14 protein-coding genes are annotated in these 12,133 nt (G+C 42.8%); 1 reads left to right on the forward strand and 13 read right to left on the reverse strand.

Annotated features, from left to right (window positions below; all coding sequences use genetic code 11):
* Position 1: 1 nt before the first annotated feature.
* The 12 genes from tadF to AACR11_RS25380 form a co-directional block, all read right to left on the reverse strand.
* Complete coding sequence (tadF, locus tag AACR11_RS25325; RefSeq protein ID WP_009700149.1) at positions 2-562, reverse strand: tight adherence pilus pseudopilin TadF; 561 nt, start codon at positions 560-562, stop codon at positions 2-4.
* On the reverse strand, positions 549-1,031 hold the full coding sequence (locus AACR11_RS25330) for a TadE/TadG family type IV pilus assembly protein (protein ID WP_009697305.1): 483 nt from the start codon (positions 1,029-1,031) through the stop codon (positions 549-551). Before AACR11_RS25330 ends, tadF begins: the two co-directional genes overlap by 14 nt.
* Positions 1,032-1,033: 2 nt before the next feature.
* A complete protein-coding gene (locus tag AACR11_RS25335) occupies positions 1,034-1,756 on the reverse strand; it encodes a tetratricopeptide repeat protein (RefSeq protein WP_017190735.1) in 723 nt (240 codons plus the stop codon).
* 11 nt (positions 1,757-1,767) lie between these two features.
* Positions 1,768-2,610, reverse strand: coding sequence for a type II secretion system F family protein (locus tag AACR11_RS25340; protein ID WP_079325232.1), 843 nt, complete (start codon positions 2,608-2,610; stop codon positions 1,768-1,770).
* A complete protein-coding gene (locus AACR11_RS25345; RefSeq protein ID WP_079325234.1) occupies positions 2,607-3,509 on the reverse strand; it encodes a type II secretion system F family protein in 903 nt (300 codons plus the stop codon). Before AACR11_RS25345 ends, AACR11_RS25340 begins: the two co-directional genes overlap by 4 nt.
* A gap of 1 nt (position 3,510) precedes the next feature.
* Positions 3,511-4,782: a CpaF family protein gene (locus tag AACR11_RS25350; protein WP_005452328.1), complete on the reverse strand. Its 1,272-nt coding sequence runs from the start codon at positions 4,780-4,782 to the stop codon at positions 3,511-3,513.
* Positions 4,779-6,020 (reverse strand): AAA family ATPase, encoded by a 1,242-nt coding sequence (locus tag AACR11_RS25355; protein WP_009697303.1) that lies wholly within the window; start codon positions 6,018-6,020, stop codon positions 4,779-4,781. The genes AACR11_RS25350 and AACR11_RS25355 overlap by 4 nt, the downstream gene beginning before the upstream one ends.
* Before the next feature lie 2 nt (positions 6,021-6,022).
* Positions 6,023-6,499, reverse strand: coding sequence for a hypothetical protein (locus AACR11_RS25360; protein WP_017190738.1), 477 nt, complete (start codon positions 6,497-6,499; stop codon positions 6,023-6,025).
* On the reverse strand, positions 6,496-7,866 hold the full coding sequence (locus tag AACR11_RS25365) for a type II and III secretion system protein family protein (RefSeq protein ID WP_029788546.1): 1,371 nt from the start codon (positions 7,864-7,866) through the stop codon (positions 6,496-6,498). Before AACR11_RS25365 ends, AACR11_RS25360 begins: the two co-directional genes overlap by 4 nt.
* Positions 7,866-8,690, reverse strand: a complete 825-nt coding sequence (gene cpaB / locus AACR11_RS25370; RefSeq protein WP_009697301.1) for a Flp pilus assembly protein CpaB — start codon at positions 8,688-8,690, stop codon at positions 7,866-7,868. Before cpaB ends, AACR11_RS25365 begins: the two co-directional genes overlap by 1 nt.
* Positions 8,691-8,711: 21 nt before the next feature.
* A complete protein-coding gene (locus AACR11_RS25375; RefSeq protein WP_033001264.1) occupies positions 8,712-9,149 on the reverse strand; it encodes an A24 family peptidase in 438 nt (145 codons plus the stop codon).
* Positions 9,150-9,301: 152 nt separating this feature from the next.
* Entirely contained in the window at positions 9,302-9,508 is a 207-nt protein-coding gene (locus AACR11_RS25380; RefSeq protein WP_009702393.1) for a Flp family type IVb pilin, read from the reverse strand.
* Positions 9,509-9,986: 478 nt separating this feature from the next.
* Between AACR11_RS25380 and AACR11_RS25385 the strand changes: the two genes are divergently transcribed.
* Positions 9,987-10,877 (forward strand): LysR family transcriptional regulator, encoded by an 891-nt coding sequence (locus AACR11_RS25385; RefSeq protein ID WP_005452341.1) that lies wholly within the window; start codon positions 9,987-9,989, stop codon positions 10,875-10,877.
* A 191-nt stretch (positions 10,878-11,068) separates the two neighbouring features.
* Here the strand turns inward: AACR11_RS25385 and AACR11_RS25390 are convergent, their stop codons facing one another.
* Positions 11,069-12,118 (reverse strand): alpha/beta hydrolase, encoded by a 1,050-nt coding sequence (locus AACR11_RS25390; protein ID WP_005452346.1) that lies wholly within the window; start codon positions 12,116-12,118, stop codon positions 11,069-11,071.
* Positions 12,119-12,133: the final 15 nt, after the last annotated feature.

Below are 12,133 nucleotides of genomic sequence, written 5' to 3' on the forward strand. Positions count from 1 at the left end.
ACTATCTCCCTGGCATTATTGAAGAAGAGCCAACTTTCACGGTTGTGCCGGTACCGCCATTAAAGAACGGCTTGAACCAAGAGCTTTGCTCCTCACAAAGGCTGACGCGGTACAATGGATACACCACGCCCTTTTCCACCGGAGCCAAATCTGCGTGTGCGAGTATTGAATCCGTTTTGCAATTTAGTCTGTTGTATTTACTGCTGGTAAATACCGCCACATTCACTTTATTGGTCAATGACTCGATTTTGATAGCCACATCGTTTGGGGGAGTGCCGAGCATTCGACTCGCGACTTTGGATAAGTCTTCTAAATCGGCATTGGTTACCGCTAGATTTTTTCCACCTAACACGTCGCCCTCAAAGTAACGCGAACGCTCTTTGATTACGTTCACCAACGCAAAGCTAGAACGATCAAGCTTGGCTCGCAAAAGCAACTGATAGCTCAAATCCGCGGCAAAAAGGTAAACACCCCATAACGCAGTAAGAATGAACACAAGCTCAACCATAAATGAGCCTTTTTGGCGTTTTGGAGAACATACACCTTGTTTACGGAGCGTCATCTTTCCACCCCTCATGCTCTAAGTTCAGTACCATTGTGCTTGAGATATCTCGATCTGCTGCACCGGCAAGTTTTATGATCGGAGAGTAACGATAAGTGACCGTTATCTCCGCTAAGTTGTAGTTGAAGTTCAAGCCCTCATCCGAATATCCTCTATTCGCAATGAAGTCATCATAGGTTTTGTAGTAACGACCTTTGATAGAAAATCGCGAGCTATCGATTAAGAAATGCCACAAGTTACCATCAGCTTCGATCAGAGATTTAAACTTGTCCTCGTACTGCTGATTTATGCCTTTGCCCTCGTAAATCTTGGTGTTTCGTATAGTTTCTCGAAGAGAATATTCCGTCATGTTCACAACATAGATTTGGTAACTCGACTCAAAGATGGCAAAAGTGGCAAAGAACAAAACGAGCGCGCCCATTACGAACTCGATCGCCGTTACCCCTTTTTGTTTAGAAAGCAATTTCATCATTAACTCCTATATTGAGTTAATTCGACGGCGATACTGTGGAGCTCTTGATCCGAAAAATCACCTTTGAGTAGTTTCTTCGCCGCATCCATCTGCTGCGCTTTCATAAGGGCAATCGCTAGGTTCGCCTTCACTACTTTATTTTCCGGGTTATCTTTTAGTACTGGCATCAGTGTTTCGATGGCTTGCTCGTATTCACCATTTGCCATATGAATCATCGCGATGTTGTTCTTGATCGCGACATCATCATAACCACGCAAACGTGCATTGTTCAGCTCTTGGTAGGCATCTTCGTATTTACCTAACTTGGCGTACGACACACCCAGTAATACATGGATTTGTCCCGATTCATTACCCGTTTTAATGGAAGATAAATACGCTTCTACCGCGCTATCAGTGTCATTTTTTGCATCAAACACTTGCCCTTCTAACTGGTACAAGTCAGGGCTCTCTACCCCCTCTTTTTGCAAATGCTGAACATAAAAGTTTGCCGACTCGATATCCCCTTTATGGAAATACGCCCATGCTAGCTTTTCTTTCACTTCTGGATCTTGCGAACCCTGCTCTAACTGAGATTTGTAGTGAGAGATTAAGCCATCGTAGTTTTTTACTTTTTCCATGCTCGCGACGTCATCTTGTAGCTGACTCTGTTGCGAAGGTGTCGATTGACAACCTGCCAACACGCCCAGCGCTAACAAAACGAGAGAAATGCGTTTTCCAATCACTGGTTACTCTCCTAAATATTTAATGTCATTTGCATGATTCCTGGTGCGAGAATCAGAATAACGATCGGGAACATGATGAAGAGGATCAGCGGGACACTCATCTTAGCGGAGAGTTTGCCTACCTTTTCCTCAACGGTCAGGATTTGCACTTTTCGCATGTCTTCAGCGAGATCACTCAACACCTGAGCCACTGATGTACCGTATTGCAAGTTTTGAATGATAGTCAGCACGAAGCTTCGTATTGGCGGCGTTGGAATACGATCACTGAGGTCATTTAGCGCTTTTTCTAGCCCGTGGATTTTTGCCGAATCTGAGGTGCGTTTAATTTGATAACAAAGGTCAGAGTCAAACTCAGCCAACTCTTTGCCCAGATAAACCAATGCCGCCTCAATCGTCATACCGGTTTGCACGCAAACTGACATCATGTCCAGCAAGTACGGTAACTGAGATGATGTCTTAAAGATCAACATTTTGCGTCGCATTTGAAGCAAAGTATCCGGCAAGACAATCACAGCAATAAGCGTAAAAATAATGATGATTAGCTGATTATTTGCTGTCATATCCGACAACAACACCAATCCTGTAACAACCACGAGCACCGCTAATTTGGCAGAGAAGTAGAACTTCGCCCACTCTGTGTTGTAATAGCCGGCCTCGATGAGTTTTTGTTCCAGCTCATGTCGATGCTCTTTACCGAAACGAACAAAAAAGCGGTTAACACGGGAAGGCGCACGTACAGCATCACCGCCAATATAAAGGGCGACTTTTTTGCGTCGTTGTTCTGTACGAAGCGAATCGAAAATCAAGAAAAGCAACGAAACAAACAGTACTATAAGGGCAATCAATAGCATCATGCGCGTACTCCTCTGACTAACAACCAAACAATGAACAAGCCAAATAACTCACTGCCAAGTACATAAAACAACACGATACGACCAGAAGGGTCATACAAAACGAAATTGACGTTGTCAGGGTTTACATAGTTAAGAATGATCATGAAAATCAACGGAATTGCCGCAACAATCTTGGCAGAAATTCGCGCTTCAGACGTCATGGCCATCTTCTTTTTCTCTAGGGTTCTGGCGTCCACCAAAACTCGAATAAGCCTTGCTAGTACGCCTTTCAGCTGACCGCCTCGCGCAATATTTGCTCTAAGAGTTACAGTGAAAAACAGAAACTCTGGGTAAGGGTAGTTTTTACACGAACGTTGAAGTACCACTTCCGGAGACTCACCCAACTTAAGTCGGTCCCCCATCAGTTTAAACTCGCGCCCAATCGAGTTATCCATCACCTCGCCAACATAACTGATGGCTTGCATTAAGCTGTCACCCGCGGTTACCGCACTCATCAGAATGTTTAGCGCATCAGGGAAAGTGTTTTCAAAATCACGTCGCCTTCTTGTCATTAGGTAGCGGTAACCCATAATGGTAAACACCAAAGACAAGCCTACGATCAACCCGGTATTCGTCATCAACAACAGCTTAACCACGACGTACCAAGAGGCGATGAGACTCGCCGTGATATACAAAGCGATATACAGCGATGAACGTGGTCCAAGTACTTTTAGTGTTGGAGAAATAGACTCTTTGAACTTTTGCCAACTTTGTTTTCGTACCAGTGATTTTACGTTGATAGCATTGAAGTTTTCCGCTTCAGCTTCTTCGATGTTGAAAAACTGATCGACCTTTTTGACCTTTGAGTCTCTGACCAAAAGCAGTACGAACGCAAAGAGGATAAGTGAGAGCCAAAGCATGTTATATCCCCTTAAACGATGCCATCAGCTCGTCATACAGCCCGAAGAATTGGGCTTTCTTTACAAGCTCAGATCGTTGCATGATGCCGCTGGTTACGAAGTCACCTTTAACGGTTTCTCCAAAATGTGCATCGTCATAACGGAAACGGTAGATCTCTTCCATCACCACACTATCGCCTTCCAAGCCGACGATTTCAGAGATACTGGTTATCTTACGAGACCCATCGCGCAGTCGGTTAACCTGGACAATCATTTGCACAGCGCTGACGATGGTTCTTCGAATCGCATCAAGCGGCTGGTTTAAGTTCGCCATCATGACCATCGATTCCACACGCGCAATCGCATCTCTCGGTGTGTTGGCGTGCAGTGTAGACATAGAACCATCGTGTCCCGTGTTCATGGCCTGCAACATTTCAAACGCTTCAGAGCCACGACACTCACCAAGAATGATTCGGTCTGGACGCATACGAAGTGCGTTAATCACCAAATCACGCTGCGTCACCGCCCCAGTCTGCTCAACGCTCGAAGTTCGCGTTTCCAATCGAACCAAGTTAGGTTGTTGCAAGCGTAATTCCGCCGCATCCTCTATGGTGACAATACGCTCATCTTCAGCGATGTATTGAGACAATGCGTTAAGCAGCGTCGTCTTACCTGAGCCCGTACCGCCAGAAATCAGCACATTCATTCGGCAACGAGACGCAATCATCAGCACTCTCGCCATGTCAGGAGACATAGAACCAAAACCAATCAAATCTTCAAAGCCGATGTTCTGCTCTCTGAATTTACGTATTGAAATCGAGGTCCCATCCAACGCAATGGGTGGGATAACGATATTCACACGGCTGCCATCTTCAAGTCTGGCATCAACCGTTGGAGACAGTTCATCAACACGTCGTCCAACACGCGAAGCAATGCGTTTAGCAATTGCTAACAACTGCTCTTCGTTGACAAAAGACACCTCTGACTTTTGGACTTTACCGTGTCTTTCAAAAAAGATGTTGTTAGGTCCATTTACCATGATGTCGGAAATAGACTGGTCTTCAACCAAAGGCTGCAATGGACCTAAGCCAAACAGTTCATCAATTAAGCTTTTCACCAAGCCTGACTTCATCATCGAAGTGATCGGACGTTGGTAGCTGTTTGCAAGAAGATCAACAGCGGCTTGGATTTGAGCCTCTAAGTCTCGGCGGCTCATTTTCTGAACCGCTTCAGCATCTAGTGCTTCAAATATTTGCCCGCGAAACGCGAGGTATAAGTCTTTATTCGAACTCATTTAGCACGCACCCTCTTCAACCAAGATCCCATGCCTTTTTGATCAACAGGTTGACCATTAATCAGCTTGACCAGTAGTTCCATAGAACGGTTAATATGACGATCGTGCTTATGACCTCGTTTGCCATCAATAATGATGTGCGACAACGACTTGCAGTACCCCACTTCGAGATCAACATCCGCACCTAAGTATTTGGTAAGGTCAGGACGTTGTAATACATACGCGTTTTCCGGACGGTGATAATTCACCAATGTAATCACACGAGTTCGGGACGATAATGTGAGCTGTAAATTGGAAATTTTCTCAAACAGTCGTTTGGCACTTCTTACAGAAGATACCGACGCATCCAAAACCAGCACAACTACATCAAAGTTTTCTACCAAGAGTTGAGGTTCAACTTTGAAGTCCACACCGCCCGAGAAGTCTTCAATAATGAAGTTCGTGTTTCGAGCTAAAAGATCACAGAGCGTCTGGTTATAGTTGAGAATATCGCTTTGACTCATGTCGCCATCGATAGCCAACAGACGTAGATTTTTTCGTGCGTTAAACAGGTAGCTAAGTGCTCCCTCTTCATCCATTTCATGCAAGGGAGCAGTAAACTCATCGATACCGCGCGGTTTAAAATCTTTCAGTCCCAATAAAACATCGATGTTGGTATCTGCGTATTGGTGATCAACCAAAATGGTATCGGAACCTTGAGTGGATAGTAACGAACTCAATTCAGTAGTAATGAATGATGCACCAACACCACCTTTTGAACCCACCACTGCTACACGCTTCGCCTTACGCTTCTGGCTAACACCGGAGAACGTCTTCAAGTTCTTACTAACATGGTTTAAGAAGTCTGCGAACTCTTGTTTGTTCACCGGCCAAAAGACGTAGTAAAAGCCCATGTCTTTGAGGGAACGAAGCGTCGAAATTGCATCTTCTTTACCAATGACCACGACACCTTTGTGTGTTGGTAGTTTGCTAGCGAAAGACTTAGCATCTTCAACGACGTTGTTCGATTCGTTCAGTTCAAGGATAACAATATGACTGCTATGTTGTTCCGTCAGCTTGGTTAAGCCTGCGTTAGCTCTTACACATTCTGGGTCATTCCAACCTTCGAATCGAAACACTTCCTGAACGAGGTTTAAACACTCTTGTGATTGATAAAACAACGTACATCCAGCAACACCTGTCGTCGAAGACTGCGCCGGTTTTGCTTTCGTTGTTAATGCTTTAGTTAAATCAAACATTATTATTCTCCTACCAATCTTGACTTGTAGGACACTTGTTTAAGACGCATCGATTCAACAAAACAGTCTGGTTCACCTAACTGAACTTGAATCTGTGCAGGCGAGCATTGCTGGGTTTGCAAACGCGTTAACGTCACTTGGATATTCAGATCACTTGGTAAAGCTGGCGTATAACGATATTCCACTCTTTGCGGGGCAATAATGTGTGACGGATACTGCTCAAATGTCTTCTTTAACATTGTTTTACTGCGCGCGGATTTGTAATCGATCACGTAAGTGGCTTCTTTATCCATCGATTCGATTTTTTGGATGAGTTGCTTAATCTGCTTTTCTGTTTCTGCACGATTCTTTACTGCAAACTCAAAGCTATGATGCTCTTTATACACCACGGCTTCAGCGCCATTTCCGCCAAAATATCGCTCTGTTGCGCAACCAAAGAGTGACGATGTCAATAAAGCAATAAGTACTAGCTTCTTCATTGAATAAACCCTCCTTCAGATAGCAGACGAATCGTCGCATCCGATGACGTGTTAGAATTATCGTCAGAATCAATATTCAACCAACGCGCTAACGTTGAGGTTTTCTTGATGTGTGGCAGCTGAATATCTTTCGGTTTGATTGGTTCCACGAGGTTTACTGTTGCCACGATGATCAACTCAGTTCGCTTTCTTTCTGTCGTTGCTTTACGAAATGCAGCACCAAGTACAGGAATGTCTCCAATGAAAGGAATCTTTTGCATTTTCTCTAAATCAGCACTGCTCATTAACCCGCCAAGGATGAAGCTGTCTCCGTCTGCCAGTTCAACGGTTGTCATTGCACGTCGTGATGACAACTGTGGCACTTTAATGCCTGCAGCTTCGACATAGCTTTCTACTTCGCTCACTTCCGGAGCTAGCTGCATTCGGATTTTGTCTTGACTAAGTACTTTCGCTGTAAGGTCGAGCTTAATACCAAACTCTTTAAACGAAATATTCACGTTGTTGTTGTTCGACACAATAACGGGCACTTCGCCACCGACGAGGAAGCTCGCCGATTCACCGGAAAGTACCGTCAGGTTTGGCTCCGCCAAGACTTCTGCAACCTGATCGTCACCCAATGCAGTGATCAAGGTACTTAGGTTTGCCGCATCAAATTGGTCAAATACGAACTCACCCGCTTTAGAACCAATAGAACTCCAGTCGACCCCAACTGTTTTACTAAAAGATTCATTAACTTGAGCGACTGAGATTTTGACGTTTACCTGTTGTGTCGTTGCAACCTTAATGCGTTCAATGATTCCTTTCCAAGTCATATTGCGAGCGAAAACCATGCTCTCTGGCTCTTCATAATCTGAATAGTCAGATTTGAACTCCAGCTTTTCGACTTTCTCCCACTTCTCGGTTTTTTCTCGTCCGAGTAAGGTTGCCACCATGCGATAAATGTCATCACGAGTTTCTTCAGAATCAACAACACCACTCACTGCAACTTGCTCGCCCACCGATTGAACCTTGACTTTGGCATCAGGAAAATGGAACTTGAGTTGACGTCTAACCTCGCTTAGATCCAAATCAACGATGATGCGGTCAGAAAGCAACACATCATCGTCTGTTCCATAGACAATCAAGCGAGACTGACCAATGCCATTGGCAAAAACCACTAGCGTATTGTCATTAATGATTTTGTAGTCGGCGATATCAGGGTTACTGATAAACACCTTTCCAATCGGCATCTTTAATTGAATGTGCTGACCGTCATTAAGTGTGATAGATCGGTCAGCAGCAAAAGTGTTTGTTATAGAAAGCAAGCCAATCAAAAGAGAGGTAAAGGAGACGCACAGTACTTGCTTAATTCGATGGTGTATCATCATTACAAAGCCTCTCTAGGATCATTAACGTTACCGCGTAACTCTTCGATTCCGGTATAATTGTCGATAACATTGCGTACTTCCGCGTATTCCGGCTGCGTATAGGTTTGGCTTCGATAAATTTCGATATGCATAGTTCGTTGAGCCAACGCTAGCTTTGCCAACTCATCTGGCTTCACTTCGATAACCACCGTCGTCATACCGTCTTCTTTATTTGGTGTTCGAGCGGTAATGTTGCTGTTTTCACCCTCGCCATCACCAATGTTGAGCACTTTGACATGTTTTAGGAACATGGACGCTTTTACACCTCGAAAGCGCTTCGGCTTATCCATATTTTCAGCAAGATTAGCGTTTGGAGAGCTCACGGTAAGAATGTCGATATATGAGCCAGGACGAATGTAATCTTTGATTAAGTTCTGATCACTCACTTTCAGTGGATACAAGGTCATGCCTTCCGTTACCAGTAGATCGATATACCCTGGTTGACCGGGAGAAACTTGGTACTCTGGTAACACAACATCGCCTGGATTTAGGCTTCGGTTTAATAAAACGGATGGTGAAAAACTGATTTGTGCGTCTTCTCTGACGCCAAGCGTTAGTGCTTCACTAAGTGGGAGCTGTTGTTTGATAACTCCTTGTGCACTAATCGCATGTCCTTTTTCATAAGCTTCGGTGGTCATCCATACAGCAACATGCTGTTCATCTTTGTTATCGACCACTTCAGCGACAGCTTCGGGTTGAGGTTGACTCTTGAACAAGTCGACAACGCCAAGCGCGCCTACGATCAAGGCAACAATAGCAACAAGTAAAACCAGTCGAGATCTCATAATGTGCCCATTCTTGGAGGTTTAAATATGTGGCGTATTTTGAGTTAAAATTATTAAATAAAATCCAACACTAATTGCTATCCCATACGGAAGGCCTTCTTGGCTACTCGACGTGTTGCTTATTAATTTTCTAGTAACTAAATAAATAATCGCTAAAAAACCACCAGCAAACGCCGTCATAATATAGGCCCATGGTAAGTCATTGAGAGGGATTGTCAGTGACAACACTGCGGCATATTTAATATCACCAGCTCCAATCCAAATCAGAGCATAGAGTATTAACCCTATCCCTAGCACCAGCAAAAAGGTTGTAATCTGAAGATCTAATGGTGAAAGAAAACTCTGCAACAAGAGGAGTAAAAGCAAAGCGTTATTTTGTATTTTACGATGAAGAAAATCGGTAATAGATACATACAAACACGCGATTGCCAATACTAATAAATACAATTCATGACTCAAAATTAAGACTCTTGCCTGAATTTATCGAGATTAGCTTCAAATAACATTTATTAGATATTCTAAATTAGCTGAGCCAGACCAATGAGAAACAGAGGTCTGGCAAAAATATCTAGCGATATTATCTACATAAACCAGTAAGGTAATTACTTGGCTTATTTGCTCGCAGTATCGATAGCAGTACCGACCTGAGTAAATGCTTTTTCTAGTTTGTCGATGAAGCCACCATCACCAACTGCAGTTGTAACCAATACCGCCATTGCAACAGCAATTAGACCGTATTCGATTGCAGTTACACCGCGCTCGTCGTTTTTAAATTGTGACAAAAACAGGCTTGTTTTTACGTACAGTTTAGTAATCATGTTTAGTTCCTATGAAGTTGATTTACAAAAGCTTTGCCATTCTATTGAATACCAAAAGGTATGGAAAAATAGCCCCTATCGATAGAATCGATAGATTTGGCAAAGACCGGCACATCAAGTTATGCTGAAAAAATCATAGAGAACCAACAAGCACTTAAATTACAATGGCTTACAGACATATATCGAGTATTATTTACAATAGTCGCTATAAGGTAATTAATTCACACGGTGAGACATAGATCATCAATAGAGTCATTACTTTATTATTTTCAAAAATTATTTTTATCAAAAAGATAGATAAATGTGATGATTGTTTATGCAATGTAGGAATATACTTACGTTGAATTTAGCACCAATAATTAATTTTGCTTTATAAAACGAGTTGAAATACGAGTTTCATCACGCTATTGTGTTGCAAATATACAAATTACAAATCAAAAACCTATAATTTGCTTGCTTTTAAAAGGTTGGTCGAATCATGAAACTACAATTCGAAAATATTGTTTCGTTCGTAGCTGTAGTTGAGGAAGGTTCATTTAGCTCCGCTGCTCGTAAGCTTGGAAAATCCCAATCTACTGTTAGCACTGCTGTTCAGAATCTTGAGTCAGACTTAGGCTTCAATTTATTTAATAGGCAAAATTCAAAAGTCTGGTTGACTGAGAAAGGGAAGCGTCTATTTCATTTATCCGCACCCGTTGTATCAAGGTACCGAGAATTGATTACAACAGCGATACAAATGAATATTTCAGAACAAATTGTTTACCGTGTCGGGATCGATCCATTGGTATTCAATAAAGATGTAAAAAAAACACTGTTGGATTTCTCGGAAGCCTTTCCAAATGTCGATTTGGTAGTAGTAACCAAGCCAAGCTTTATTTTGGGAAATTACATCAACGAGGGAAAAATAGATCTTGCCTTGGGGAACCCATACCACAAAACAAACAACGACTTTAACATTGACGAACTGTTTCACGTTAACTGTTGGTGGGTTGCACATGAAGATTTAGCCTCAGTGACCAGTAACCCTTCTCAGCGTGTTCTTCTTATGGATGGATGCGAAGAGTTGCTCAACTTATCGAACATTGCCTCATATAACTTGTGGAGATTGGACGATTTAGGCACGATTCTCGATTTATGCAAAGCTCAAAGAGGCATGGCATTTTTGCCAGAATTTCTTATTGAGAAGAACATGAAAGAGAATAAGCTAAAGATCATTACCGACCACCCCGACTTTTTTGGCAAGAGAGTTGTCGCTTCCCTTTTCTGGCCGGTGCATTCTGACTTTGGTTTGTTTAACCAATGGATCAAAGGTGAACTGCAGACTTGCGTAAGCAAAAAACAGACTTTTATTGCTGACTTAGCGCAGTAGTAAAAGCGACCGTATTGTACAAACTGCTGTTCTAAAAACAGGATAAAAAAAGAGCCGCTCATCGCGGCTCTTAGTCTTTTTAGTCTCTTAAAAACAAAGAGTTAATTTTTACTAAAGACTGTCTTCTCTTATTCGTTGATGATCATCTACAAAAGTGATGTCCACTCGCCTCTATAAAAGCATCAAGTAAGTTATAGCAACGTTGTTGAGAAGAACTTATCAAGCTTAATGACAGCTTGATCAACATACTTGGTTTGATCATATAAGTCGAAATGTTGCGCACCTTCAATCTTAAACAGTTCAGCGTCAATACCAGCATCTTTGCCACGTTTTACTGCAACTTCGCTGAAGTATGCTGATAGCGCCTCTGTACCAACAATGGCTAAGAAAGGTGTATCTCCCAGTAATGCCATATTTTCTGATGGATTATAGGCATAGCGCGTATCTAGTGACATTGCAGCGCGCATAGGTGAGTAGTTTTCCGCACCACCGCCACGTGCAGGGTTACGATAGTAATCTGCAGCACGCACCCAAAACTCATTCATCGATTTGGCTTTTTCTGCCGATGGGATTCCATCAACAAGCACAACCTCGCCGGTTTCGTAATACTTTTGGCGCGCATCACTAGCCATTTGAATTTGTTGGCGATATTGTTCAACAGGATCACCGGTAAGTTGGTCCATATATTGTGTTGCACCACCCATGCCGTAGTCAGTAAAGTCAACAAAACCGCTAACTGTCGCGACTGAATCTAAGCGGGTATCCTGCATCGCAACTTGCAAGCTGTAACCAGCACCTGAACAGATCCCCAGTTCACCGATACGCTGAGAGTCAACACCTGGGAAATGACTCAAAAATGTAATGGCATTTTTGATATCTTCAACTTTCATTGGCGCATTTTCCATACCACGTGGATAGCCGCCACTTTCACCATAAGTACGATGGTCAAAAGCTAAGGTAATGTAACCTTTCTTTGCCATTTTTTCGGCATAAATACCTGCCGTTTGCTCTTTCACACCGCTAGCTGGCGTAATGACCACTAATGCTGGATAGTTTTTGCTCTTATCATAATTTGGCGGTAGAAACACATTGCCAGCAATACGAACATTTTCGCTAAGGAAAGCAACTTTATTCTTACCATCATGATAGTCAGCCCCTAAGAAGGTTTCTGCTGCTACAGATGTTGTACCTAAAACAGCACTAGCAACTAATGAAAGGGCAATTAACTTTGTAGTTTTCATATCTTACTCCATTGA

This window comes from Vibrio sp. L85, from assembly GCF_963871815.1.
Taxonomy (GTDB): Bacteria; Pseudomonadota; Gammaproteobacteria; order Enterobacterales; family Vibrionaceae; genus Vibrio; species Vibrio harveyi.